20 protein-coding genes and 1 pseudogene are annotated in these 25,869 nt (G+C 71.2%); 14 read left to right on the top strand and 7 right to left on the bottom strand.

What is annotated here, in order from left to right; translation table 11 throughout:
* Positions 1 to 50 precede the first annotated feature (50 nt).
* The 4 genes from ACH5AF_RS20840 (at position 51) to ACH5AF_RS20855 (ending at position 4,738) form a co-directional block, all read left to right on the top strand.
* Positions 51 to 1,583: a GMC family oxidoreductase gene (locus ACH5AF_RS20840; RefSeq protein WP_398903103.1), complete on the top strand. Its 1,533-nt coding sequence runs from the start codon at positions 51 to 53 to the stop codon at positions 1,581 to 1,583.
* Positions 1,584 to 1,596: 13 nt separating this feature from the next.
* The gene (locus ACH5AF_RS20845) at positions 1,597 to 2,637 is read left to right on the top strand and encodes a Gfo/Idh/MocA family protein (protein ID WP_398903104.1); all 1,041 of its coding nucleotides are present in this window, start codon (positions 1,597 to 1,599) and stop codon (positions 2,635 to 2,637) included.
* A complete protein-coding gene (locus tag ACH5AF_RS20850; RefSeq protein ID WP_398903105.1) occupies positions 2,634 to 3,962 on the top strand; it encodes a sugar porter family MFS transporter in 1,329 nt (442 codons plus the stop codon). The genes ACH5AF_RS20845 and ACH5AF_RS20850 overlap by 4 nt, the downstream gene beginning before the upstream one ends.
* 161 nt (positions 3,963 to 4,123) lie before the next feature.
* Positions 4,124 to 4,738 carry an HAD family hydrolase gene (locus ACH5AF_RS20855; protein ID WP_398903107.1) on the top strand — a complete coding sequence of 205 codons (615 nt, stop codon included), beginning with the start codon at positions 4,124 to 4,126 and terminating at the stop codon, positions 4,736 to 4,738.
* A 450-nt stretch (positions 4,739 to 5,188) separates the two neighbouring features.
* On the opposite strand, the pseudogene ACH5AF_RS20860 reads toward ACH5AF_RS20855, so the two are convergent.
* From ACH5AF_RS20860 to ACH5AF_RS20870, 3 genes and pseudogenes are all read right to left on the bottom strand, one after another.
* Positions 5,189 to 5,284 (bottom strand): annotated as a pseudogene (locus ACH5AF_RS20860) (IS481 family transposase); the annotation flags it as partial.
* 185 nt (positions 5,285 to 5,469) lie between these two features.
* A complete protein-coding gene (locus ACH5AF_RS20865; RefSeq protein WP_398903108.1) occupies positions 5,470 to 6,603 on the bottom strand; it encodes an ABC transporter substrate-binding protein in 1,134 nt (377 codons plus the stop codon).
* 352 nt (positions 6,604 to 6,955) lie between these two features.
* Positions 6,956 to 9,781 carry a SpoIIE family protein phosphatase gene (locus tag ACH5AF_RS20870; protein WP_398903109.1) on the bottom strand — a complete coding sequence of 942 codons (2,826 nt, stop codon included), beginning with the start codon at positions 9,779 to 9,781 and terminating at the stop codon, positions 6,956 to 6,958.
* 914 nt (positions 9,782 to 10,695) lie between these two features.
* Between ACH5AF_RS20870 and ACH5AF_RS20875 the strand changes: the two genes are divergently transcribed.
* Genes ACH5AF_RS20875 through ACH5AF_RS20905 form a run of 7 tightly spaced genes read left to right on the top strand, consistent with a single transcriptional unit; the run spans position 10,696 to position 19,272 of the window.
* Positions 10,696 to 13,149: a GMC oxidoreductase gene (locus ACH5AF_RS20875; protein WP_398903110.1), complete on the top strand. Its 2,454-nt coding sequence runs from the start codon at positions 10,696 to 10,698 to the stop codon at positions 13,147 to 13,149.
* Positions 13,146 to 15,005, top strand: coding sequence for a hypothetical protein (locus tag ACH5AF_RS20880; protein WP_398903111.1), 1,860 nt, complete (start codon positions 13,146 to 13,148; stop codon positions 15,003 to 15,005). The genes ACH5AF_RS20875 and ACH5AF_RS20880 overlap by 4 nt, the downstream gene beginning before the upstream one ends.
* 5 nt (positions 15,006 to 15,010) lie before the next feature.
* A complete protein-coding gene (locus ACH5AF_RS20885; protein WP_398903112.1) occupies positions 15,011 to 16,093 on the top strand; it encodes an esterase/lipase family protein in 1,083 nt (360 codons plus the stop codon).
* Positions 16,090 to 17,019 carry an acetoacetate decarboxylase family protein gene (locus ACH5AF_RS20890; protein ID WP_398903113.1) on the top strand — a complete coding sequence of 310 codons (930 nt, stop codon included), beginning with the start codon at positions 16,090 to 16,092 and terminating at the stop codon, positions 17,017 to 17,019. Before ACH5AF_RS20885 ends, ACH5AF_RS20890 begins: the two co-directional genes overlap by 4 nt.
* Positions 17,016 to 17,501, top strand: coding sequence for a hypothetical protein (locus ACH5AF_RS20895; RefSeq protein ID WP_398903114.1), 486 nt, complete (start codon positions 17,016 to 17,018; stop codon positions 17,499 to 17,501). Before ACH5AF_RS20890 ends, ACH5AF_RS20895 begins: the two co-directional genes overlap by 4 nt.
* A complete protein-coding gene (locus tag ACH5AF_RS20900; RefSeq protein WP_398903115.1) occupies positions 17,498 to 17,932 on the top strand; it encodes a hypothetical protein in 435 nt (144 codons plus the stop codon). Before ACH5AF_RS20895 ends, ACH5AF_RS20900 begins: the two co-directional genes overlap by 4 nt.
* The gene (locus tag ACH5AF_RS20905) at positions 17,929 to 19,272 is read left to right on the top strand and encodes a patatin-like phospholipase family protein (protein WP_398903116.1); all 1,344 of its coding nucleotides are present in this window, start codon (positions 17,929 to 17,931) and stop codon (positions 19,270 to 19,272) included. The genes ACH5AF_RS20900 and ACH5AF_RS20905 overlap by 4 nt, the downstream gene beginning before the upstream one ends.
* Before the next feature lie 71 nt (positions 19,273 to 19,343).
* On the opposite strand, the gene ACH5AF_RS20910 is transcribed toward ACH5AF_RS20905, so the two are convergent.
* The 3 genes from ACH5AF_RS20910 to ACH5AF_RS20920 form a co-directional block, all read right to left on the bottom strand.
* On the bottom strand, positions 19,344 to 19,721 hold the full coding sequence (locus ACH5AF_RS20910; protein ID WP_398903117.1) for a hypothetical protein: 378 nt from the start codon (positions 19,719 to 19,721) through the stop codon (positions 19,344 to 19,346).
* A gap of 100 nt (positions 19,722 to 19,821) precedes the next feature.
* Positions 19,822 to 20,451, bottom strand: a complete 630-nt coding sequence (folE, locus tag ACH5AF_RS20915; protein ID WP_398903280.1) for a GTP cyclohydrolase I FolE — start codon at positions 20,449 to 20,451, stop codon at positions 19,822 to 19,824.
* A gap of 31 nt (positions 20,452 to 20,482) precedes the next feature.
* Complete coding sequence (locus ACH5AF_RS20920) at positions 20,483 to 20,623, bottom strand: hypothetical protein (RefSeq protein ID WP_398903118.1); 141 nt, start codon at positions 20,621 to 20,623, stop codon at positions 20,483 to 20,485.
* Between the two features lie 123 nt (positions 20,624 to 20,746).
* Between ACH5AF_RS20920 and ACH5AF_RS20925 the strand changes: the two genes are divergently transcribed.
* The 3 genes from ACH5AF_RS20925 to ACH5AF_RS20935 all read left to right on the top strand — a co-directional run bounded on the left by ACH5AF_RS20925 (position 20,747) and on the right by ACH5AF_RS20935 (position 24,150).
* Positions 20,747 to 21,556 carry a helix-turn-helix transcriptional regulator gene (locus ACH5AF_RS20925; RefSeq protein ID WP_398903119.1) on the top strand — a complete coding sequence of 270 codons (810 nt, stop codon included), beginning with the start codon at positions 20,747 to 20,749 and terminating at the stop codon, positions 21,554 to 21,556.
* Between the two features lie 35 nt (positions 21,557 to 21,591).
* Positions 21,592 to 22,707 (top strand): transaldolase, encoded by a 1,116-nt coding sequence (tal, locus tag ACH5AF_RS20930; protein WP_398903120.1) that lies wholly within the window; start codon positions 21,592 to 21,594, stop codon positions 22,705 to 22,707.
* Between the two features lie 192 nt (positions 22,708 to 22,899).
* On the top strand, positions 22,900 to 24,150 hold the full coding sequence (locus ACH5AF_RS20935) for an NAD(P)/FAD-dependent oxidoreductase (protein ID WP_398903121.1): 1,251 nt from the start codon (positions 22,900 to 22,902) through the stop codon (positions 24,148 to 24,150).
* 187 nt (positions 24,151 to 24,337) lie between these two features.
* On the opposite strand, the gene glpK is transcribed toward ACH5AF_RS20935, so the two are convergent.
* Positions 24,338 to 25,852, bottom strand: a complete 1,515-nt coding sequence (glpK, locus tag ACH5AF_RS20940; RefSeq protein WP_398903122.1) for a glycerol kinase GlpK — start codon at positions 25,850 to 25,852, stop codon at positions 24,338 to 24,340.
* Positions 25,853 to 25,869: the final 17 nt, after the last annotated feature.

The raw sequence follows: 25,869 nt of genomic DNA on the forward strand, positions 1-25,869 counted from the left end.
CCCCAGCGCCCCGCCCCCTACCGCTGCTCAGTGGAGCGAAGGACACAACCATGGAAAGCTTCACCACCTACGACTACGTCGTGGTCGGCGCGGGCGCGGCCGGCAGCGTCGTCGCCACCCGGCTGAGCGAGGACCCCCGTCGGCGGGTCCTGCTCCTGGAAGCCGGACCACCGGACACCGACGCGCGCATCGCCCGGCCCGCCTCCTGGCCGTCGCTGCTCGGCGGCGAGCTGGACTGGGACTACCGCACCGTGCCGCAAGCCGCCCTCGACGGCAGACGCCTCGCCTGGCCCCGCGGCCGGGTCGTGGGCGGATCCGGTGCCATCAACGCCATGGTGCACATCCGGGGCGCCGCCTCCGACTTCGACGCGTGGGAGCGCTGGGGCGGCGACACCTGGAACGCACGCCATCTCGTGCCGTACCTGGAACGCCTGGAAGGCCCCGCCCACGCGGCGCCGTACGGCAGCCTCCCCGTGGCGGAGAACACCGAACCCCACCCGTTCGCCGCCGCGTTCGTCGAAGCCGCGCAGAAGTACGGGCTGCCCGGCAACCCGGATTTCAACGCCGGCCGGCAGGAGGGCGTGGGCCTCTACCGGACCACCCGCACCGCCGCCGCCCCCGGCGCGCCGGCCCACCGCGGCAATACCGCCCGCACCCACCTGGGACCCGCTCTCGAACGCCCCAACCTCACCCTCGTGACGGACGCGGTCGTGCACGGCCTCCTGCTGAAGGCCGGCCGCGTGACGGGCGTACGACTCCGGCACGGCGGCACGGTGACCTCGATCCGCTGCACCACCGAGGTCGTGGTGTGCGCGGGAGCCGCCGCCGCCCCGCAACTGCTGCTGCTCAGCGGCATCGGCCCGGCGGCCGAACTGGCGGCGCTGGACATCCCCGTGGCCGTCGACCTGCCCGGCGTCGGCTCCAACCTCCATGACCACGTGCAGGTTTCGCTCGCCTACGACACCACCGAGGGTCACCCCGTCGCCGACTTCTCCAACCTCGGCGAGGCCGGGGGCTTCGTGTGCCTCGACAGCACGTCGGACGCACCCGAGGTGCAGCTGTCCTTCGCTCCGATGAAGGACCTCAACAACGCGGCCCGCCTCGGCCACGGCTTCACCATCGGTCCGGGCGTCACCCGACCCCTCAGCCGCGGCCGGCTCACCCTGGCCTCCGCCGACCCCGACGAGCATCCCCTGATCGACCCCGCCTACCTCACCCACCCCGCCGACCTCGACGTCCTGGTGGAGGGGGTGCGCATCGCCCGTGACATCGCCGCCACCGACCCGCTCGCGAGCCTGACCACCGGCCGCGCACCCCTCAGCGCGGCGGCCACCCGCCGCGAACTGGAGGCGTTCGTGCGGGCCAACGCCCAAACCCAGTTCCACCCGGTCGGCACCTGTCGCATCGGCCTCGACGGGGATGTCGGCTCGGTGGTCGACCCGAGGCTGCGGGTGCGGGGCACGAGCGGCCTGCGAGTGGCCGACGCCTCCGTCATCCCGAACATGATCACCGGCAACATCCACGCAGCCGTGGCCGCCGTCGCCGAACGCGCGGCCCGGTTCATCCAGGAAGACAACGCATGAGGCAGGACAACGCATGACGGCACACGACGAGCGGAACAGCACCCTGCGCTGGGGTGTCCTGGGCGCCACCTCCTACATCGCCACCCACCTGATGCCGGCCATCGCCGCGACACCCGGCTGCGCGCTGACAGCCGTCGCCAGCCGCCCCGAACGGGCGGCCGCCGCGGCGGAGCTCGGCCGCACCTTCGGCGCCACCGCCCACCCGGACTACGCGACGCTCCTCGCGGACCCCGCCATCGAGGCCGTCTACATACCACTGCCCAACACCGAACACGTCGACTGGACGCTGCGCGCCCTGGCGGCCGGCAAGCACGTCCTGGTCGAGAAACCCATGGCGATGGACGAGGACGGCTGCGCACGCGTCGAGAAGGCGGCCGAGGCGGCGTCGCGTACCGTCATGGAGGCGTTCATGTACCGCTTCCACCCGCAGCAGTTGCGCGCCGCCGAGATCCTCGCCTCCGACGAGATCGGCGAACTGCGGCTCGTACGGGCTTCCTTCGCGTTCCGCATCGAGAGCGGCAGCGGCAACATCCGGCTGGACCCCGCTCTGGGCGGCGGAGCCACCTGGGACGTCGGCTGCTACGCCGTCGACGTCCCGCTGCTGTTCTTCGGGCAGGCTCCCCAGCACGTGAGCGCACGCCTCAGCAGCCGCCCCGGCCTCACCGTGGACTCCAGCGCGGTCGCGACGATGGACTTCGGGCGGGGGCGCTCCGCGGTCGTCGACTACAGCATCGACTACGGCCCGCGCGCCGCCTACGAACTCCAGGGGACCCGCGGCACCCTCATGGTCCGCAACGCCTGGGCCATGGACGGTGAGGACGGGGTCATCACCATCCTCACCGAGAACGGCGTCCGCGAGGAGACCGTCCCGGCGGCCAACCACTACCAGCGTCAGGTCGAAGCCTTCGCGCGAGCCGTTCGCAACGGAGCGCCCGCACCGATGTCGCTCACCGAGTCCCGGCGCACCGCCCGGGTGGGCAGCGCACTCGTGGCATCCGCCGCCGCCGGCGGCGCCGCCGTGGACACCTCGACCGACACGTCGGAGGCCCGGTGAAGCCGACGAGGTCACCGGCGGCAACCCGCACCCTGACGGTCTGCGTCGCCTCCGTCGGGGGGCTGCTCTTCGGCTACGGCACGGGCGTCATCGCCGGTGCCCTGCCGCTCGTCACCGCCGAGTACGGCCTGTCGCCCTGGGCCCAGGGCGCCGCGGTGTCCGCCGCCCTGCTGGGAGCCGCTCTGACGGCTCCCAGCAGCGGCCGGCTCGCGGACCGCTTCGGCCGGCTCCCCGTGATCGGTTCGGCGGCCGCGGTATACGCGGTGGGCACCCTCGCGTCCGCGGCCGCCACCGGCACCGGGTCGCTCCTCGCCGGGCGCCTCCTGGTCGGCCTGTCCCTGGGCGCCACGTCCTTCGCGGTACCGCTGTACATCTCGGAGATCGCGCCGCCTGCCCGCCGGGGCGCACTGGTCACGCTCAACCAGCTCATGATCACAGTCGGGCTGCTGCTGTCCTACGTCGTCGCCTATGCCCTGGAACCATCCGGAGCCTGGCGCTGGATGCTGGCCGTGGGCATCGCCCCGGCCCTCCTCCTGCTGGGCGGGATGTTCCTCGTCCCCGAGTCACCGGACTGGCTGCACAGCCGGGGCCACGGCTCGCGGGCGGCGCTGGCGGCGGCCCGGCTCGGTATCGGGACGGGGAGCGGCCCCACGGCGGAGGGCCCGGTGCGCGGAACCGGTCTGCGCGTGGCCTGCGCCCAAGCGGGCCGCCGGTGGGTGGCGCTGGGCCTCGCCATCGCCGTCCTGGTCCACCTGACCGGCCTGAACACCGCTATCTACTATGCGCCGACGATCCTGGCCTCCAGCGGCCTCACATCGGCCGGTGGCATCGTCGGCTCGATCCTGGTGGGATTGTGCAATGTCGCCGCCACGGTGATCACCGTACTGGCCCTGGACCGCTGGGGACGGCGACCGCTGATGATCGGCGGACTCGTCGTCATGGCGCTCACCGCCCTGGGGATCGCTTCCGCCGGGCTCCTCGGCCACGAGGGCACCGTCACCGCTCTACTGCTGTGCGTCTTCATCACGGCCGGGGCGGTCGGCCCCGCCGCGGTGTTCTGGGTGTACATCTCGGAAATCTATCCCTCCGAGGCGCGGGGAGCGCTGATGAGCGTGGCCACCGCGGCCCACTGGGCGGCGGACTTCGTGGTCGCCACCACGTTCCTCCCTCTCGTCCAGCAGCTGTCGCTGGCCGGGACGTTCGCCCTGTACGCGGCGGTCACAGGCGCGTCGGCGCTGGCGCTGGCCCGGTGGATGCCCGAGACACGGGGTAGGCCACTGGTGGCGTCCGCGCGGCCGGCGGCCGCCATGCACCACGCCGACTGAATTCCCTCCACCTCCTCCGACCCGCCCCGCTCAGACCCTGCTCGGCCTGATCGCAGAACCCGCCACGGCCCGCCTCCGACTCGACCCGACCCGGCTCGACCCGACCCGGGCTCACACGGGCGGGACCCGGACAGGGCCCACACCCAGAAGGCTCCTTTCGCATGCACCCCGACCTTGCCCCCCGCCACGCCAGCTGCCTGCTCTTCGACTGGGACGGCACTCTGGTCGACAGCCAGTACGCCAACTACCGGGCCATGGCAGCCGTCCTGGCCCCGGAAGGCGTGCTCCTGGAACAGGAATGGTTCGACGCCCGTACGGGCCTGTCGTCGGCGGAGATGATCCGCGCCCTGGTCGACGAGCGCGCGCTCACGCTGTCCCGCCCCGTGGAGCAACTCGTCGCCGACCGCGACGAGACGTTCCTCAAGGAGGCCCACACCGTGCGACCGCACCGGGAGGTGCTGCGGGTCGTCGAGGCCATGCACGGCCGGGTCCCCATGGCGGTGGCGTCCGGCGGAGCGCGCCGCGTCATCGAGGAGACCCTGCGCCACCAGCCGTTCAGCGAGCACTTCGACACCCTGGTGGCCCGTGACGACGTCGACCGGGGTAAGCCCGCACCCGACATCTTCCTGCGCGCGGCCGAGCTCCTCGCGGTCCATCCCTCGCGCTGCACGGTCTACGAGGACAGCGACGAGGGCATCGAGGCGGCCCACGCGGCGGGCATGACGGTCATCGATGTTCGCCCCTACACGGGCACCCGTTCCCGGTCCGGCGCCTGATCACCCCCGGTGGACCGGCTCGACGAAGAACCTGCTGGTGAGTTGCTCACCGCAGAAGCCCGGCTTCTCACCGATCAGGCCGAACCTCGTCGTGCCGGCCGCCCCGTGGGATGGCCGACACGGGCCGAGTCCGCAAAGTCTGGTGGGCCGGACTGCCAGTCGCTTCCTGCGCCACGGCGGCGTGTTCACTGACCCCTGGACCAGAGCAGCCCCTTGAGCTTTCGGGTGGACGGCGGCCCTGGCGTTCGGCCGCTGGTCGTGCACTCCTGCAGCAGCGACAGGACCTCTCGCGTCATCGGCACCGTCTCGAACTGCCCGTGTGCCGAAGCCCGCACTGTCGGACGCGCCGGCCGTCGCCATCCGGGATCCAGGATCCGGGATCCGGGATCCGGGATCCGGGATCCGGGATCCGGGATCCGGGATCCGGGATCCGGGATCCGGGATCCGGGATCCGGGATCCGGGATCCGGCCGAGCTTCTCGACGTCGACGTGGACCAGTTCGCCCGACCGGTCGCGTTCGTAGCGGTGGATGACCTGGTCGGTGGCTCCAGGAGCACCACCGCGGCCACGCTCGCAGTGGGCCACGCCGGCCGGTCTCCGGTTCGCGGACCTGTGCCGGCAGGCCGGTGCGGCGGCGCACCGAGTACACCTGGAACGGTGACGACCGGGTGCCGCCTGCCTGACGTCACCCCAGGCCGGGGACCGGACTCGTGATCCCTCACGTGATGGGTTCAGCTTCCGACGGCCTTCGCCCAGCCCCGGTCGACCGTCATCCTTGCCTTCTCCACTTGCGCGTCCGTGGGGAACCGGGGCTCCCCCTCGACCGTCGGCAGTATCGCCGCGGCCTCCTCGTCGAGGGTGCCGTCCTCGCGCATGGTCTCCATCAGGACCGGGCGGGCGTAGCCCTTGAGCCGGAGGTTCTGGCCGGTCGAGCTGAAGAGATACTCCTGCCACAAGCGGGCCGCCGCCGGGTGCGGGGCGTCCTTGTTGACGGCCAGGGCGTAGTACTGGGCGAAGCTGCCGTCGAAGGGGATCGCGACCCGCCAGTCCACGCCCTTGCCGCGGAACCGGTCCGAGTAGTCGAGGTTGACGTAGTCCCAGTCGATGCTGATGGGGGTCCTGCCGGTCTCCACCGCGGCCGAGGTCGACTCGACGGGGTTGAAGTTGCCTCGGTCGTTCAGCTCGGCGAAGAAGTCGAGGCCGGGGCGGATGTCGTCGAACGACCCCCCGTTCGCGAGGGAGGCCGCGTAGACGCCGGCGAAGGCGGTGTTGGAACGGGTGGGGTCGCCGTCGAGCGAGACCTTCCCCTTGTACCGGGGGTCCAGCAGATCGGCGAAGGTCCGGGGGCAGGGCTTGACGCGGTTGGCGTCGCAGCCGATGGAGATGTAGCCGCCGTAGTTGTTGTACCAGCGGGCCTCGCTGTCCTTCTGGTTGTCCGGGATCGAGTCGTATGCGGCGACCCTGTACGGCGCGAGCAGGCTCTGCCGGGCCGCCGTCCGGGCGAAGGTGTCCCCCACATCGATGACGTCGGGGGCGTCGGCGCTCTTCCCGCTCTTCTTGATGGCGTCGATCTCGTCCTGGCTGGATCCCTGGGGATCGTCGACGGTGACCTTGATCCCGTACTTCTTCTCGAAGTCGTCGATCAGACCGCCGTAGTTGGCCCAATCACGCGGAAGCGCGATCGCGTTGAGCGCACCCTCGTCCTTCGCCGCGGCGATCAGCTTGCTCATGCCCCCCGCCTCCTCTGCCGAGGTGGCCACCGACGGCTTCACGGGCGTGGCCTTCGGCGTCTCGGTGCAGGCGCTCAGGATCAGGAGGCTGAGGCAGCCTGTGGCGGCCGCTGTTCGGACACGAGGTGCAGTCACGATGGCTCCAGGACGCAGGGGGTCGGGAAGGCGCGGGGGCGGGCACGAGCGGTTGTCCCCGGGGCAGGTCCGGCTTTCGCCGGATACGACACGTCCTCGGGGTGACGAGCAGTGGCGCTGAGCGGTCTTGCGACGAGATGCGGCGGGTGGCATCCGCGGCGGGGCGCCGCGGTCGAGGCACGTACCCGAGCAGTCCGTTCAGGGAGGCGCGATGCTCCGGAACCCGGGTCGGCGCAGCCGCCGGCCGCCGCGCCGATCGTTCCGGCCGGAAGAACGGCGGCGGGCCGGAAGCCGTGGCCCGGCCCGTGCGGCGTGGCGGGCGAGCGGTCGGACGGCGACTTCGCGGTGCCCCTCACCGTGCCGCGCCGTTCTGCTCCCCGCCTTCGCCGGAAAGCCGCTCCTCCTCGTCGAGAAGGATCTCGGCGAGCCCTTCCAGCGAGGGGCCGGTGCCGCCGTGGAGGGACAGTTCGGCCCAGATGACCTTTCCGGTGGGCGTGTAGCGGGTGCCCCAGCGTTCGGCGAACCTGGCCACAAGGAAGAGTCCGCGGCCGCCCTCGTCGGTGACTTTGGCCCGCCGCAGTCGTGGTGAGGTGCTGCTGCCGTCGGAGACCTCGCAGATCAGGGCTCGGGCACGGAGGAGCCGGACGGTGATGGGCTCGGTGCCGTAGCGGATGGCATTGGTGATCAGCTCGCTGAGGACGAGTTCGGCGGCGAAGTCGATCTGCTCGAGGCCCCATTCCCGGAGCCGCCGGACACAGTCGGCGCGGACCGGGGCGACCGCCGCCGGTTCGCGGGGCACCTGCCATTCGGTGATCCGGGTGGGATCGAGCCGGTGCGTGCGGGCCACCAGCAGCGCGATGTCGTCCCGGGGCCGGTCCGGCATCATGGCGTCGACGACCGCGGCGCAGGTGTCCTCCGGGGAACGGTCGGGTCCGGCCAGCGCGTCGCGCAGGGTCGCCATGCCGACGTCCAGGTCGCGGTCCCGGTCCTCGATCAGCCCGTCGGTGTAGAGCACCAGCCGGGAGCCCTCAGGCACGGTCAGTTCGGCGCTCTCGTCGGGCAGTCCGGTCCCGAGGCCGAGCGGCGGGGAGATCGGCAGCTCGGGGAAGTCCACGGTCCCGTCGGGGTGGACCACCGCCGGTCCGGGATGGCCGGCGGTGGCGACCGCCAGTTGCCCGGAGGCGGGATCGTAGACGGCGTACAGGCAGGTCGCGCCGGTGATCCCCTGACCTTCCCCGTCGGCGGCGGCCTCGTCGCTGTCGATCTGGGCCACCAGTTCGTCAACGCGGCCGAGCAGTTCCTCCGGCGGGATGTCCAGGACGGAGAAGTTGTGCACTGCGGTGCGCAGTCGGCCCATGGTGGCCGCCGCGTGCAGGCCGTGCCCCACGACGTCGCCGACGACCAGCGCGACCCTGGCCCCCGACAGCGGGATGACGTCGAACCAGTCCCCGCCCACCCCGGCCCGGGCGGGCAGATAGCGGTAGGCCACCTCCAAGGCCGTCTGCTCGGGCACCCGGCTGGGCAGCAGGCTGCGCTGCAACGTGACGGCCATGGTGTGCTCGCGGGTGTAGCGGCGGGCGTTGTCGATGCACACCGCCGCCCGAGCGGCCAGCTCCTCGGCGAAGGACACGTCCTCCTCCTCGAACGGCGGGGAGGCGTTCCCCCGCCAGTAGTGGGCCGTTCCGAGCACCACCCCCCGGGCACGCAGCGGGACGAGGATCAGGGAGTGAATGCCATGGTCCAGGATCCGGCGGGCGCGCTCGGGGTCCTGGGCCCGCCAGCCCTCGGACGCGCTCAGGTCCTCCACCAGGACCGCCCGGCCGTCGGCCGCGCCCGCGGCCATGGGGTGGGCGGCGACGAAGCGGATCAGCTTGCCGACCGGGGAGAGCAGATGGTCCCCCTCCAGGCCGACGACGGCGGTGCGGCGCATCTCGGTGCTCACGCCGGAGGGCTCCTCGCCGTGCAGGACGGGGTCCAGGAGCTCGACGGTGACGACGTCGGCGAAGCGGGGGACCGCGACCTCCGCGAGTTCCTCGGCGGTGCGCGTGACATCCAGGGTGGTCCCGATCCGCACACCGGCGTCATAGAGCAGCTCCAGCCGTTGGCGCGCGATCTCGGCTCTGCCGGAGAGGGCCTGCAGTTCGGTGGTGTCCCGCAGCGTCACCACCCTGCTCGCCGTGCCCTGGGGAGCGGTGAACCGCTTGTTGACGGCGAGGAGCCGGTCAGCCGCCAGGTGCACCTCGTCGGTGGCCGGGCGATCGGACGTGAGCAGCCCGGCGAGGTCGGCGTTCAGCCCCAGCGCGCTCACGTGGCGACGTTCCGCATCCTCCGGCAGGTCCAGCAGGCGGCGAGCCTCGTCGTTGGCCAACAGCAGACGGCCGTCACCCCCGACGATCAGCACTCCTTCCCGTACGGCGTGGAGGACCGCATCGTGGTGCTCGTACATCCGCGTCATCTCGGCCGGGCGCAGGCCGTGGGTCTGCTTCTGGAGGCGACGGCTCACCAGTGCCGACCCGCCCGCGGCGAGGGCGAGTGACCCGGCCGCGACCCCGAACAGGACCGGCAGTTGCTGGTTCACCCGGTCCTGCACGTTCCCCACCGTGACGACGGAGGAGACAATGGCGACGGCCGAGTTGTCGGTGTCCTTGACGGGGACGGCCGAGATCACGGAGAGCCCCAGGGCACCCTGGAAGGTCCTGGTGAACGACCTTCCTGCCGCCGCTTCCGCGTAGGGGCCGATGACGTGCTTTCCGATCTGCTTCGGGTCGCTGTGGGTGAGGGTGATCCCGTCCGGCCGGTAGACGATGACGGCGTCGACACCGGCGGCCCTGCGAACCGCCTCGGCGCTCGGCTGCAGCACCGCTGTGGGGTCGGGACTCTCCAATGCCGTGAGGAGCCCTGGTGATTTCGCGAAGGTCTCGGCCGCGGTGAGCGTCCGGGTCCGGGCGTCCGCCATGCTGTCGCGGCGCGCCTGCAGTACGAGGGCCACCAGCGCGGCAACGACGACCAGCCCCACAACCGCCAGTTGTAGGAGGAACACCTGGCCGGCGAGGCTGCGCACGCTCAGCAGGGAACGCAGCCGCCGCAGCAACCGTCGCGCGCTCCACCTGCCGGGCGCGTGATCACTCCCGGGCGACCTGGGCGATCGACGCCCGAGTCGTCCCAAAAATTTATGCATGGAACATTTCTATCGTTTTCGGCTACTGATCACGGGGCGATCGGGGGGAGGACCGGTTCCCGGTGGAGCCGCCCGGCGTTTCGGCCCGCCGCACCCGGACGGGCGTCACCGACCTGGCGCCGGCCGGCGGCGGCCGGGGACCGCAACCCGAGCTTCGTCCCCGTCGACCTCCACCGCCTGTCGGACCGCGGCGGCCGCACCCCCGCCTCAATCGTCGATGGGGCTCACGAGCCCCTGAGGCGCGCCCCGGACAGGGGGGCTGCCCGTCGGCCTGCCGACCGGGCGGATCCTCGCATCACCGCGGCACCCACGAGCGGCCGGCGGGCCGCGTGCAAGCCCGCTCCCCTACACCAGGGACCACGGAGGACGAGAACACGGCCGAGTGCGACGGCGGCCCCAGAGCGGAGAAGCGCTCCGGGAGGTCCTCCACCCGGCCCCCCACTCAATCAGGGCCGCGACGACCAGCGGGGCGGTCGCGTCCGCGTCGTCACGGAATCGGCGGCACAGCACCACGCGCCCGACGCCCCGCCGTCGCTGTCACCCCCACCCACCGAGTCACCCCCACCCACCGCCAGTTCCACCCGCAGCCCCATCGGCTGGCACGCGTACGCTGGATCCCGTCACCGAGTATCTGGTGGACCGGCATCGGTGCCGGGCGGCAGGGCGCGACGAGACCGGCCGCCTTCGCCGCAGCCTCGTCCAGCTCGAACGGATGCCGCAACGGATCCACTTCTGCTCAGGTCAGGGCGTGTGCCCACAGCTCAGTCGCCACGCCACTGCGCCGTGCGGCCGTTCCAGCCCCCCTGCTCGGCCGGCTTCCCCCGGACGCACCATCTGCTTGGTGCGCCGGCGCGGGGAACATTAGCGTCCCTTTCAGGGCGGGATGTTCACTTTCGCCCGTTAGGGGATCGACGATGACGAACGAACGGCGCCGCCGCACACGAGTCGAAGCCCCAGCCGAAGTCGGACCGGAGACCGGCGCCGGAGCCGGAGTCGACGGCGAAGTCGACGTCGTCGTGGTCGGCTCGGGCTTCGGCGGCTCTGTCGCCGCATACGAGCTCGCCGACGGTGGTCTGTCCGTCGTGGTTCTGGAGCGCGGCAAACCGTACCCTCCCGGCAGCTTCCCCCGGACGCCCGCGGGCATGGCCCGCAACTTCTGGGACCCCAGCGAGGGTCTGCACGGACTGTTCGACATCTGGTCGTTCCGCGGACTGGAGGGAATCGTCTCCAGCGGCCTCGGAGGCGGGTCGCTGATCTACGCCAACGTCCTGCTGCGCAAGGACGAGAAGTGGTTTGTCCGCGAATCGCCACTGCCCGGCGGGGGGTACGAGAACTGGCCGATCAGCCGCCGTGACCTCGAGCCGCACTACGACCGGGTCGAGAAGATGCTCGGCGCCACACCGTACCCCTACCAGGACACACCGAAGACCGCCGCGATGCGGGAGGCAGCGGACCGGCTGGGCCTGCACCTGTCCCGGCCGCCGCTCGCCGTCTCGTTCGCCTCGGACCCCGGCGGGGCGCCGGTCCCCGGAGCCCCGCTCCCCGAACCGGAGTACGGCAACATCCACGGCCTGCCACGGGAGACCTGTCGACTGACCGGCGAATGCGACGTCGGCTGCAACCTCGGCGCCAAGAACACCCTCGACCACACCTACCTGTCGGCCGCGCGCCACCGCGGCGCCGACATCCGCACCCGCTGCGAGGTACGCGGGTTCGCCCCCCGGCCCGGTGGCGGGTACGAGGTCCGCTACGTCGTCCACGACCCGGTTCGCGAGGGACACCGCACCCCCACCGGTCGCCTGCCGCTGCACAGGATCCACTGCAAGCGGCTGGTCCTGGCGGCCGGCGCGTTCGGCTCCACGTACCTGCTCCTGCGCAACCGCTCCGCGCTGCGCGGCATCAGCCCGGCCCTCGGCACCCGCTTCTGCGGCAACGGCGACCTGCTCGGCCTGGTCCTCGGGGCGACCGGCGGCTCCGCGGGAAGCGGGCCGCGGAAGCTGGCGAGCAGCACGGGCCCGGTGATCACCAGCGCCATCCGCGTCGGAGACGAACTCGACGAGGACGGGTCGGCGGGACGCGGCTTCTACGTAGAGGACGCCGGCTACCCGGCGTTCGTGGACTGGCTCGCCGAAGCGGCGCAGGTGCCCGGAAGTGTCCGCCGTACCGTGGGGTTCGGCCTCCACCGGCTTCGGTCCCGGCTCGGTCTCACCCCGCAGAGCAACATCAGCAACCGGCTCGCGCTCCTCCTCGGACCGGGGGTCTTCTCCGACTCGTCGCTGCCACTGCTGGGCATGGGACGGGACCTCCCGGACGGCCGGATGAGCCTGCGCCGGGGCTACCTCGACATCGACTGGACCACGCTCACCTCGCGCCGCTACTTCGAGCGCGTGAGGCGGACGATGAGCGACGTGGCCGGCGCGCTCGGCGGCGAATACCGCGACAACCCGCTGTGGTGGAGCCGCCGCGTGATCACCGTGCATCCGCTGGGCGGCGCGCCGATGGGCCGTCATCCCGCCGAAGGGGTCTGCGACTCCTACGGCGAGGTCTTCGGACACCCAGGACTGTACGTGCTCGACGGCGCCGCCCTGCCCGGACCGGTGGGCGCGAATCCGTCGCTCACCATCGCCGCCTTCGCCGACCGCGCCTGCCGCCGCATCCTGAAGGAGCGCTTCACACCACGGGCTGCGGTGGCGGCTCCCACCCCCGGCGCCGACGTCCCGGCAGCGGCGGCGGTCGGCGAACGGCCCACCAGCCTCTCCTTCACGGAGGAGATGAAGGGACACCTCGCCCTCGACGTCGCCGACCCGGAGGAGGGTCAGGCGCTCGGCCGGGCGCGGAACCAGCGGCTGATGTTCCGTCTCACGATCACCGCGGACGACGTCGACCGGTTCGTCGCGGACCCCCGGCACCAGGCCGGAGCGGTCGGCCACGTCGAGTGCGACGTCCTCGGCGGCCGACTGCCCGTCGAGGCAGGCTGGTTCAACCTGTTCACCCGTGACGACGACCCGGGCCGGCGCCGGATGCTGTACCGGCTGCACCTGCGCGACCCGAGCGGGAATCCGCTCACGCTCGTCGGGCACAAGGAGGTGCACGACGACCCCGGATTCGACGTCTGGAGCGACACGTCGACCCTGTACGTCCGTATGCTCGCCGGGCACGTGCCGCCGGGCGGCGACGCCGACGCCCCGCCGGTACTCGGCGCGGGCATCGTCGTCATCCTCGCCGGCGACTTCGTCCAGCAGCTGACGACGTTCCGGGCCTCGGGACCCCATCCCGCCCGGGCACTGGAGAGCTTCGGCCGCCTCTTCCTGGGCGAGTTGTGGAGCGTCTACGGCGCTCACTTCACGCCGACCGGGGAGCGCGCGTGAAGGTACGCGAGCTGCGCCGACACGCCGACGAACTCGGCTTCACCCCGCAGGAGCAGGTGCGGTGGCTGGCACCCAGGGAACTGGCCCGTACGGCGGTCAAGGCCCTGCTGGCTGGGGTCTTCGCCGGCTACTCGGACAAGCGGGAGTTCCAGGCGGTGCTCGGGGCGGGTCTGCTTCAGGCCCCGCCGGGCAGGAACGACGCCCGGGAGATCTGGATCGACTACGTGGCCGACCTCGGCGACGGCTTCGACGCGACGAGCTCGGTGGCGTGGACGCTCGCGGAGGAGGAACTCGTCGTCCCGCCCGCCTCCCCGGGGACCGGTGACGCGCCGACGCCCGGTGACATGCCACTCCGGCTGCGCCGTGGCTCCCTGCTCGTCCTCGGCGGCGACGAGGTGTACCCGGCGGCCTCGGCGACGGGATACGAGGACCGCATGAAGGGTCCCTACAGCGCCGCCCTGCCTGAGGCGGCGGACCCACCGCTGATGGTCGCGCTACCGGGAAACCACGACTGGTACGACGGCCTCACCGCCTTCCTGCGGATGTTCACACAGCAGCGGCCGGTCGGCGCCTGGCAGACGCGGCAGACCCGCAGCTATTTCTGTGTGCGCCTGCCCGCACACTGGTGGCTCGTGGGCCTGGACAGCCAGCTGGGTTCCTACTTCGACGACCCCCAACTGCGCTATTTCGAGGAGAACTTGTCGGCGAACCTGCAAGGTGGCGACGGTGTGATCGTCTGCTCGGCCGAGCCGACCTGGCTGAAGAGCGCGGAGGGGAACGCCGACGCCTTCAACGCCCTCCACTGGTTCGACCGCAACCTCATCCGCACCCGCGTCGATCCGGGCTCCGGAAAGCGGGTACCGACGCACGCGTCGGTCCGGCTGTGGCTGACCGGTGACCACCACCACTACGCCCGGTACGCCGAACGGCTGCCCGGGGAGCTCCCCGGCACCGGGGTCCCGGCACCGGACCCGCGGCGGCGCCAGATGGTGACCTGCGGGATGGGCGGCGCGTACCTGGCGGCCACCCACCGGCTGCCTCCGGTGCTCCCGTTGCCGCCCCGCGGGGCGCGGCTGCGCGACAAGGACGACCCGCCGGTCGAGTTCGCCCGGATGGGGAAGACGTACCCCGACGCCGCGGAGTCCCGCCGCATCGCCCGGGGCATCGCACTGCCGTGGTCGGGGCACTGGCTGCCGTGGCGCAACCTCGGCTTCGCCAAGCTGGCCGCGGGCCTGCACGCCGCTCTCTTCCTCCTGATGAGCTTCCTGTTCGCGCTGGTGGAGGGGGCGCTGTGGCCCATCGACGCCGTGCGCCAGGCCGGTATGGACGACTTCTGGGGCTTCGGCAGAGTGTGCCTGGTCGTGGCCGTGGCGCTGCTCGCGCTGGGATTCCTCGGCCGGCTGCTCCTCCGACGGAAGGCCGCCCCACCCTCCGGTCCGGCGATCGCCGCATTGTCGCAGGCCACGGTCGCACTGGCCGCGCTGGCCGTCACCGTGGCGATTCCGTTTCCGGCGTCCTGGGACAGATGGGTCGTCCTGTTCGTGTGCCTGGCCATCGCCGCCGTGCTGGGCGCGGTCGTGGGCTCGGGAGTCTTCGCGGTGTGGGTGCTGTCCGCGACGGGCGGGGAAGTCGCGGAGTGGCAGATGGCCGGCCAGTCCATCGAGGACCACAAGGGCTTCCTCCGCCTGCACATCGCACCGGGCGGCGACCTCACCGTCTACCCGCTGGTGCTCGAGGCGATCTGCCGTGAGTGGGACCTTCGCGACCACCCGTCCGGCGGGAAGCGGCCCGTGCCCGGCCGGAAGCCGGCCGTGCGCCTGATCGAGGATCCCGTCGTGATCTCCCGGGGAGCGTGAACGCCATGACCCACACACCCGATCCGAGCGAGGCGTCCCGGCCGACGTCGCGGCAGACGTCCCGCCGAGACCATGTCACCGAGGTGCGGCCGCTGACCGCGCTCGACGGGCGTCCGCTGACCCTGGTCCATGTGCGGGGCGGACGCCCGCCCACCCGCGGTCCGGTCCTCGTCGTCCATGGCGCCGGCGTGCGGGCCGAGCTCTTCCGGCCGCCGCTGCGGCGCACCTTCGTCGACGCCCTGATCGACGACGGCTGGGACGTGTGGCTGCTGAACTGGCGCGCGTCGATCGACCTCGATCCGGTGCCCTGGACGCTGGACCAGGCGGCGGCGTACGACCATCCCGCGGCGGTCTCCCACGTCCTCGCGGCGACCGGTACGGACCGGCTCAAAGCCGTGGTGCACTGCCAGGGATCGACGTCCTTCATGATGGCCCTGTCGGCCGGGCTGCTCCCCGAGGTGGACACGGTGGTCAGCAACGCGGTGTCGCTGCACCCGGTCGTCCCCCGCCTCTCGACGTTCAAGATCGCCCGCCTCGCGCCGGTCATCAGCCGTCTGATGCCGTCCATCTCGCCCGCATGGGGAGACCGGCCCGCCGGCCCGCTCTCCCGGCTGATGGTGTGGTTCGTGCGTGCGACGCACCCGGAGTGCCGCAACTCCGTGTGCCGCATGGTCAGTTTCACGTACGGCAGCGGATGGCCGGCCCTCTGGTCCCACGCGAATCTCGACGAGGCGACGCACGACTGGATCCGCGGCGAGTTCGCCGAGGTGCCGATGACGTTCTTCGCCCAGATGAACCGGTGCATCCGGGCCGGGCAGCTGGTGTCGACGGAGGGCATCGAGGGCCTCCCCCGGTCCTTCGCCGACCAGGCGCCGCGGACCGACGCCCGGATCGTGCTTCTCGCGGGCGAGGACAACCGGTGCTTCCTGGCCGAGAGTCAGCAGCGCACGTACGACTTCCTGAACAAGTACCGCCCCGGCCGCGACAGTCTGCACATGGTGCCCGGCTACGGCCACCTCGACGTGTTCCTGGGCCGCCGGGCGGCGACCGACACGTACCCGCTGATCCTTGAGGAGCTCGCCCGATGAATCGGATCCTGCACCTTGCCCGGCTGGGGTTGTCGGCCGTGCCGTCACCGGTGCCGCGTCGGCAGCGCCGGCTCGCCGGACGACACGCCCTGGTCGACGGCATCCCGTTCGAGCTGCCTGTCGACTCGATCGACACACCCGCCCTGATGGCCGGGTTCACCATCGACCGCGAGGCGGCCGCCCGGATGCTGCCCGGCGGCGAGCTGCACCCCGTGGCGCTGCCCGGCGGCAAGGGGCTGCTCCTCGTCACGGTCGTCAACTACCTGCGTACGGACATCGGCCGGTACATCGAGTACTCCATCGCGATCGCCTGCACGCACGGGCCCCGGCCGGCGCCGCCGCTGCTGCCGGGGCTGTTGCGCGGCACGTTCAACACCGGACAGTACGTCGTGGACCTGCCCGTGAGCAGCGAGATCTCGGTCAAAGGCGGCAAGGGCATCTGGGGGATGCCCAAGCACCAGGCCAATCTCGACTTCAAGGTCTCTGACTCCGCGGTGTCGAGCCAGTACGAGGTCGGCGGGCGGCTCGGGATGTACATCGAGATCGAACGCCCACCGGCGACCGCTCTGCCGCTGCGGGTGGGAGCGGCCAACTACTGTGCGTTCCGGGGGATGTTGATGAAGTCGTTCATCTACCTCGACGGCGAGGCCGACATCGCGTTCGGCAAGCGGGCCCGCGCACGTCTCGTCGTGGGCGACGCACCCCAGGTGGCCGGACTGCACAACCTGAGAATCGCCGACGACCCGCTGTTCACCGTCTACCTGACGTCGGCCCAGGGCGTGCTCGACGACCACTTCGAGTGCTGGTTCCTCACCAGCGAGGAGCCCGGGCGGACGTACGGAGACGCGCTGGGCAGCGTCGTCGGTCTCGGACTGTCGGAGGACTGGCCCGACCCCCCTCACATCGACGTCGGAGCGGACTCGTGAAAGGGACCCTGCTGCTGATCAACGCGCTGTACTTCCTGTTCGGCGCGACGATGTACATGGGCACCATGTGGGTACTCAGGTTCTTCCTCTACCCCACCTGGCGGACCCTCACGCCGGAGAACGTCGACGCCCACTTCGGCATCCCCACCACCCAGGCGACCAGGTTCTTCACCATCGTCGTGCCCCTGATGTTCGTCTCCGGGATCGTGCTGGTGTGGAGCGAGTGGGGCGGGTGGTACGTCGCGCTGTCGGCGGTCTGTCTGGCCGGCATCCTTGTGCTCACCTGGGTCGGCCAGGGCCTGATCATCCCGGTCAACAAGAAGATCCGGGGCGGGGAGTTCGACGGCCCGGCCGGGCTGACGCCGTTGCTCCTGCGCTGGATGAGGCTCAACGACATCCGCTTCGTCGGCGCGACGATCACCTGGGCGGCGATCGTCTGGTACATCGTCGCCAAGGGCGACCTGCTGGGAGCATTCGAGTGAGTGTGCTGCCTGCCCGGGTCACCCGTGATCCCCTGTGCCTCGTGCTCGTCCTCATCGGCGCGGTGACGGTGTTGACCGGCGTGTGCCAGCTGCTCGCGCCGGGGCCCGTGCTGGACCTGCTGTCGGCGGACTCGACGGGGATCAGCAGGCATCTCTTCGCGACCGTCGGCATGTTCATGCTCGTCGTGGGCGGCCTGCTGGTCCAGGGGCTGCTGACCCCGGCGCCGCCCCCGTACCTGCTGCTCTGGGCGGGTCTGCAGAAGTTCGGCGCCTTCGTCCTGGTGGGCATCGGGGTCGTCCGGGACCTCTTCGGGGAAATCGCCCTCCTGGTCGCGTTCTTCGACCTGGCCACCGCCCTGCTCTGCTGGCTGATGGGTCGTCGGCTCGCATCGGGGGCCGGGCGGTTGCGCGTCGCGGGGACCGGAACATGAGGCGGTCCCTGGTGCTCGCGGGCGGTGGGATGCGCGTGGCCTGGCAGACCGGCGTGGTACGGGCGCTGCGGGAGTACGGCGTCGTCTTCGACCATGTCGACGGGACCTCGGGCGGGATCATGACGACGGGGATGGTGCTGTCGGGGCAGGATCCGGCGGAAATGGGCCGGCGCTGGTCCGCGCTCCGCGTACGGGACTTCAGCTCCCTGCTGCCCCTCACGGACTACCTCCAGGGGCCGTGGGCGGTGCCGGCCGTCGGCGACGCCGAGGGGATCGTCCGCAAGGTGCTGCCCGCTCTCGGCATCGACGTGGAGGCGGTCCGGTCCTCGGCGGTGGCGGGCACGTTCAACGTCGCCGACTTCGTCACCAAGACGTGTGTGGCCGTACCGCACACGGACATCGACCTGGAGCTCATGGCGGCGGGCATGTCGCTGCCGCTGTTCGTCCCGCCGCTGCGCCGCGGACCGCGCGTCTGGACCGACGCGGTGTGGATCAAGGACGCGAACGTGGGGGAGGCGCTGCGCCGCGGCGCCGACGAGGTGTGGCTGGTGTGGTGCATCGGGAACGCGCCGTACTGGGGTGACGGTCCGCTGGAACAGTACGTGCACATGATCGAGATGAGCGCCAACGGGGCGCTGTTCGCCGAGCTGGCGGCCGCCGAGGCGGCGGAACGGCCGTTCGTCCTCCATGTGATCAAGCCGCGGTACCCGCTGCCGCTCGACCCGGAGTTCCTGGCGGGCCGGATCTCCGCCGACACCCTGGTGGCGATGGGCTACCGGGACGCGTGGGACTATCTCGGCTCTGCCGCTCCGTCGGGCGTGCCGAAGGACTCCGCGTGCACCGCGATGCAGGACCCGCCACGCGGGGTGCGGTTCCGGGAACGGATGCGCGGCGAGGCGGACGGTGCCGAACTCGTCCTCGACGTCACCGTCGAGCTGCCGCTGCCCGCCGACGGAACCCCCTCGCCCGGCGCCCGCCTGGTGGGCCACGTCGACCACGAGCCGTGGGGAGGCCGGGTCCTGCTGGCCGACGGCAGGGTCGAGGCCGACGTGGCCGGGCTGACGTACGTGGCACGGGCGAAGCTGGACGGTACGTGGCGGGAGGTACGCGCCCGGCGCGACCTGGCCGACGCCCCGGGGCCGGACCTGTGGTCGGACGTCCGCGGCGTGGCCTTCCGCGCGGGGGGCGGGTGCTCGGCGGAGCTACAACTGGGCCTGCGCGATGCGGCCCGGGCACTGGCATCGGTGGAGCCGTACGGCGCCCACGGCTTCCACGACCGCACCGAGGCGCTGACGGAACTGGCCCGGGTCGGCCTGCGGGGAGCTGTGACGCGCCACTGACGGCCGCGGTCGGCGGCCCCGCGCAGGTCCCGTCTTCTCGGCCCGGCCGCGGAGTGGCCCCGGCCGACCGGTCAGGCCCATGCACCAAGATCCGGATCATTCTCGGTCCAGGTGCCCGCCGCAGTGCGCCGGCGCAGCCGTTCCCGCTGCCCGAAGGAGCGGGCCCAGGCAGCAGTTGGCGGCATCCCTCCCGCGTGGCGGAACGGTGCGGTCGTCCAGCAGTGTTCCGCACTCGTGACTATCGCGGCTGCATGGACGTCCTTGTGGGTGTCCGCCCCGAGCACCACCTCCTCGCAGAGGTCAGTGGCGCGGTGACTCGCCAGCGAGCTCGCGGCGCGAGCGCTTGCCGACTCCTCGGCCGCGGTGACGCCGGCTTCCCGGAGGAGTTCTGCCAGCGAGGCCCGGTCCGCGGTGCTGTGGCCGAAGGTGATCAACTGAAGCCGGGGCATCGCGAACCCGTCTGCAGGGTGGTCCGATCGAGATCCATACAGCCAGTTCAGCAGCTTCCGGCCAGCACGGTGCCGCCCATCCCGCCCCGCTTGGCCTTGGTCAGCGGGGCAGGCCGGTCAAGGCCAGGAACTCGCTGCGGGACCGCGCATCGCTGCGGAGCAGGCCGAGGAGCGTGGAGGTCATCGTCGTCGCGCCGGTGGCCTGGACGCCGCGCAGCGTCATACACGTGTGTTCGGCCTGGATGACCACGCCGACACCTTTCGGCTCCAGGTGAGCCTGGAGCCAGTCGGCGACCTGCTTGGTGAGCCGCTCCTGCACCTGGGGACGGCAGGCGAAGTGCTCCAGGACGCGGGCGAGTTTGGACAGGCCCAGGATCCGGTGCCCCGGCAGGTAGCCGATGTGGGCCGTCCCGACGAACGGCAGAAGATGATGCTCACAGACGCTCCGGAGCGGGATGCTCCGGGCGAGGACCAGTTCGTCGTAGCCCTCGTCGTTGGGGAAGGTGGTGAGGTCGAACGGGCGAGGGCTGAACAGTTCGGCGTAGGCGCGGGCCATGCGTCCCGGGGTGCCGCGCAGGCTCTCCGAATCGGTGTCGATACCCAGCGCCTGGAGGAACTGCCCCGCGGCGAGTTCGGCGGCCGTCAGATCCACCCCGTCCACGTCGTGGACCACACGCAGCGCAGCAGGCGCCGAAATCGGTTCAGGGGCGGGGTACGGGCCGGGGGCCATGTGCACGGCGGAGCGGAGGTCCTGGGTCATGTCACTCACCCGTCCCGAGAGGACTGCCCATCCGCCCACCGACCGCCACGGCGACCGGGCGCGGTGCGAACGGGTGCCCGTACGAGTCCGCGAGTGTGGCGCTGACCGGCTGTTTCCCCTGCTTGGGCAGTTCCATGGACATGGCGTCCTCCTTCGTAGTTTCACCAATCAGTATTGGTCTTATGGAAGAGGATGGTCAAGCTTCCAGCGAAAAAACCCAGATAGCTTTAGTTCCGCCCGCGCAGATTGGAGTTATCGTGAAGGTATGACCTCAGGACTGACTCCCGCTTCGCCCCATCCCCGCCCCGCGGCGGGCGTGGAAGCGGTCTCGGTGCTCGCGGATGATGTGCGCCGCACCCTGTACAACTTCATCCGGCTCGCGCACCGGCCCGTGACACGGGAGGAGGCAGCTTCGAATGCCGGCATCTCCGCCAAGCTGGCCGCCTTCCACCTGGACAAGCTCGTCGTGGCCGGGCTGCTGAACTCCCGCTACGACAGTCCGGGAGGCGTCCGCAGGGTCGGCCGCAAGCCCAAGGTGTACGAGCCGGCCGAGACCGACATCCGCATCAGCATCCCCGAGCGTCGACCCGACGTCCTGGCCGAGATCCTCATCGACGCGGTCCTCGAACAGGAGGAGGGCGAGGATGCGCTGTCATCCGCGCTGCGCACGGCCCGCCGCCGGGGCGAGGAGCTGGGAGCGGCGACACGTGCCAGCAGCCGTCCCGGCCGTCTGGGGCCCGAGCGTTCTCTCACGCTTTCCGAGTCCGTGCTGGAGGAGCACGGCTTCGAGCCCGACCGGCAGGCCCCGACCGAGGTGCGGTTGCTGAACTGCCCCTTCCACCCGCTGGCCGCCCGTTCGCCTGAGCTGGTGTGCGGGATCAACCACGCCTTCCTCGGCGGCTTCCTCACCGGCCTGCAGGCAGCTGGGATCGACGCGGTCCTCGCCCCTCACCCGGGACGGTGTTGTGTGGAACTGCGCGCCGCGGCCGGCGGTGCGAGCGTGCCCGGCCCTGCCACCGGGGGGTGTGTGAAGGAGGTCTGCGCCAGGCCCACGGAGGATCCGGGCGCGACGTAGACGGCATCCCGCGAGACGACGCATGGGAGAAGATCATGAGTGAGAAGCTGGATCGGCTGGCCGCCGAAGGCGTAGCGGTCTGGCTCGATGATCTGAGCCGGGAGCGGCTTGCCGGTGGCGGGCTGGCCGACCTGGTGCGTGACCAGCGGGTGCTGGGGATCACCAGCAATCCGACGATCTTCGCCAAGGCGATCCGCTCGGGTGCCCGCTACGACGCACAAATCGGTGATCTTGCCCGGCGCGGGGTACGGGTGGAGGAGGCGGTCAGGCTGCTGACGGCGTTCGACGTGCGCTGGGCCTGCGACGTACTGCGACCGGTGTACGAGGCCAGCGACCGGGTGGACGGGCGGGTGTCGCTGGAGGTGGACCCGCGCGTCGCTCATGACACGGCGGCGACGATCGCCGAGGCGCGGGCCCTGTGGTGGTTGGTGGACCGGCCGAACCTGTTCGTGAAGATCCCCGCCACCGAGCCCAGCCTGGCGGCGATCAGTACCGCGCTCGGCGAGGGCGTCAGCATCAACGTGACGCTGATCTTTTCCCTCGACCGCTACGACCAGGTGCTCCGTGCCTTCCTTGACGGCATGGGCAAGGCCCATGCGACGGGGCATGATCTGGCATCCATCGCGTCGGTGGCCTCCTTCTTCGTCAGCCGGGTGGACACCGAGGTCGACAGCCGGCTGGACAAGATCGGCACGCCGGAGGCCCTGGCTTTGCGCGGGCGGGCCGCGATCGCCAACGCGCGCCTGGCCTACCAGCGCTTCGAGCAGGCCACCGCATCCCAGGAGTGGCAGACGCTGGCCGCGGCCGGGATGCGCCCCCAGCGCCCGCTGTGGGCCTCCACCGGGGTGAAGGATCCCGCCTATGAGGACACCCGCTACGTCGATGACCTGGTGGCGCCCGGGGTGGTCAGCACCATGCCGGAGCAGACCCTGCGCGCGGTCGCCGAGCACGGCCGCATTCGGGGCGACACCGTTCACGGCACTTACGCGGCATCCCAGCAGGTGCTCGACGACGTGGAGGCTGTCGGAGTGTCCTACGACGACGTGGTGCGTGCGCTCGAGGACGAGGGCATCGCCAAGTTCACCGCCTCCGGCAACGAGCTGTTCGAGCAACTGGAGGCCGAACTGCACCCCAGGCCCCCCGCCGCCTGATGCGGCCGGCCGCCGACGATCCGTACCAGCGCCACGGTCTCCGGCGACGACCGATGGGCGGACACACCGGGGAACACAACAACCGCTGACAGCACAGGGCTGTCGACGACGATGGCCTGGCCACGTGCGACGTCAGCAGGGAGCGGATCGCCATCCGCCTACGGGTCGAGCCAACGCAGCAGAGGAGAGAGCATGGCCGCGAACACAGCATTCGTGATCGTAGGAGCGAGCCTGGCCGGTGCGAAGGCAGCACAGACCCTCCGGGAGGAGAACTTCGACGGCCCCGTAGTACTGCTCGGAGAGGAAAGCGAGCACCCCTACGAACGCCCGCCGCTGTCGAAGGGCTATCTGCTGGGCAAGGACGAGCGTGACACCGTCTATGTCCATCCTGCCCAGTGGTACGCCGAGCACGACGTCGACCTGCGCCTGGGCGCCACGGTCACGGCGATCGCCCCGGACAGGCACGAGGTGACGCTCGCTGACGGCAGTCGCATCGGCTACGAGAAGCTGCTCCTGACCACCGGCTCCTCACCGCGTCGCCTGACCGTCCCCGGGGCCGACCTCGACGGAGTGCTCTATCTGCGCCGGCTCGCCGACAGCGACCGCATCAAGGAATCCTTTGAGTCCGCATCCCGCATCGTGGTGATCGGCGCCGGCTGGATCGGTCTGGAGACAGCGGCTGCCGCCCGCGCGGCCGGCGTGGAGGTCACCGTGCTGCAGAGAGCGGAGCTGCCGCTGCTGCGTGTGCTGGGCCGCGAGGTCTCCCAGATCTTCGCCGACCTGCACAACAATCACGGGGTGGACCTGCGCTGCGGTGTCCAGGTCGCCGAGATCACCGGCGCCGGCGGCCGGGCGAACGGCGTGCTGCTGGCCGACGGCAGCCGCATCACTGCCGACGCGGTCATCGTCGGGGTCGGCATCACCCCCAACACCCAGCTCGCCGGCGCTGCCGGCCTGGAGGTCGACAACGGCATCCGCGTCGACGCCCGCCTGCGCACGTCGCACCCCGACATCCACGCCGCCGGGGACGTCGCCAACGCCTTCCACCCACTGCTCGGCCGGCACATCCGTGTCGAGCACTGGGCCAACGCCGTCAACCAGCCCCAAGCCGCGGCCAAGGCGATGCTCGGTCAGGACGTGGCCTACGACCGCCTTCCGTACTTCTTCACCGACCAGTACGACCTGGGCATGGAGTACACCGGCTACGTCGAACCCGGCGGCTACGACCAGGTGGTCTTCCGCGGCCGGAGGGACACCCGCGAGTTCATCGCCTTCTGGCTCGCCGGGGGCCGGGTCCTGGCCGGAATGAACGTCAACGTCTGGGAGGTCACTGACCCGATCCGGGCCCTCGTGACCTCCGGGCGCCCGGTCGACGCGACGAGGCTCGCCGACTCCGACGTCCCGCTGAGCGACCTTCTCGACCGCCCCGACTCGGCTGGGTGACAGCCAGGAGAAGGCATGAAGGTGACAGCCACGCCTCCCGCCTCCGGCCACATATTCCAGACCCCGGATGCGGCACAGGCGGACGGGAGAACGGGTTTCCGCGGCCACGGAACTACACCGCGGTCGGGGACGGCCGCTGCGCCGCGCTCATCGCCCGCCGGGCCGGCCGAAGGCCGGCCGGGGGGTGTCATGATCGCTTAGGCGGCTGGATCCACCCCAGGGACCGCTCGACGGCTCGTTGCCAGCAGTCGTATTCGCGCTCCCGCCGTTCGGAATCCATGGCCGGCAGCCACTGGGCGGCCCTGTGCCAGTTGCGGCGCAGGACCTCCATGTCCGACCAGTAGCCGGCCGCGAGGCCGGCGGCGTAGGCGGCGCCGAGCGAAACCGTCTCGGCGACCATGGGCCGTACCACGGGAACGTCGAGCACGTCGGCGAGGAACTGCATGAGCAGGTTGTCGGAGGTCATGCCCCCGTCCACCTTGAGCTGCTTCAGGGCGAGCGCGGAATCGGCGTTCATGGCGTCGACGACCTCCCGTGTCTGCCAGCCGGTGGCCTCCAGGACGGCTCGGGCCAAGTGGCCCTTCGTGATGTACGAGGTGAGGCCGACGATGACGCCGCGGGCGTCGCTTCTCCAGTGGGGTGCGAACAGACCGGAGAACGCGGGGACGATGTAGCAGCCGCCGTTGTCCTCGACGGTGCGCGCCAGGGTCTCGATCTCGGGTGCGCTGTTGATCAGACCCAGTCGGTCGCGGAACCACTGGACCAGAGAGCCGGTGACGGCGATCGGCCCCTCCAGGGCGTAGACCGCCGGCTGCTTCGCGATCTTGTATGCGACGGTGGTGAGGAGCCCGTGCTGGGACCGGACGACGTCGGAGCCGGTGTTCATCAGCAGGAAACTTCCGGTCCCGTAGGTGCACTTCGCCTCGCCGGGCGAGAAGCAGGTCTGCCCGAACAAGGCCGCCTGCTGATCGCCGAGGGCGGCCGTGATCCGGATCCCCGGGAGCACGGAGCGGGCCTCGCCGTAGCACTCGGCCGAGGGCCGGATCTCCGGCAGCATCTGGCGCGGGACTCCGAAGAACTCCATGAGCTCGCCGTCCCAGGTCAGCTTCCGCATGTCGATGAGCATGGTTCGGCTGGCGTTGGTGACGTCGGTGATGTGCAGGCCGCCGGCCGTCCCACCGGTGAGATTCCAGATCAGCCAGCTCTCCATCGTGCCGAACAGCACCTCGCCGTCCCGGGCACGCTGCTCCAGCCCGTCGACGTGATCGAACAACCAGCGGATCCTGGGCGCGGAGAAGTAGGTCGACGGAGGCAGGCAGCAGCGTTCGAGGAAGAACTCGTCCCCGGGCCGATCTCTCAGTTCGTCGACGAGCGGAGCGGTGCGGGTGTCCTGCCAGACGATCGCCTTACCCAGCGGCGCACCGGTCCGCCGGTCCCAGAGCACGGTCGTCTCCCGTTGGTTGGCGATCCCGATGGCGGCGATCTGCCCGGCATCCACGCCGGCGTGGGACAGTGCCTCGGGCACCACGCGCTGCAGGTTGCGCCAGATCTCGACGGCGTCGTGCTCGACCCATCCGGGCTCGGGAAAGAACTGGCGATGCTCTCGCTGGGCAACCGACACCAGCCGCCCGCGGTGGTCGAACAGGATGCATCGAGTGGAGGTGGTGCCCTGGTCGATGGACATCACATACCGTGCAACCATGATCGGGCCTGCCTTCC

The organism is Streptomyces sp. NPDC018833, from assembly GCF_044390825.1.
In the GTDB taxonomy this organism is placed as follows: Bacteria; Actinomycetota; Actinomycetes; order Streptomycetales; family Streptomycetaceae; genus Streptomyces.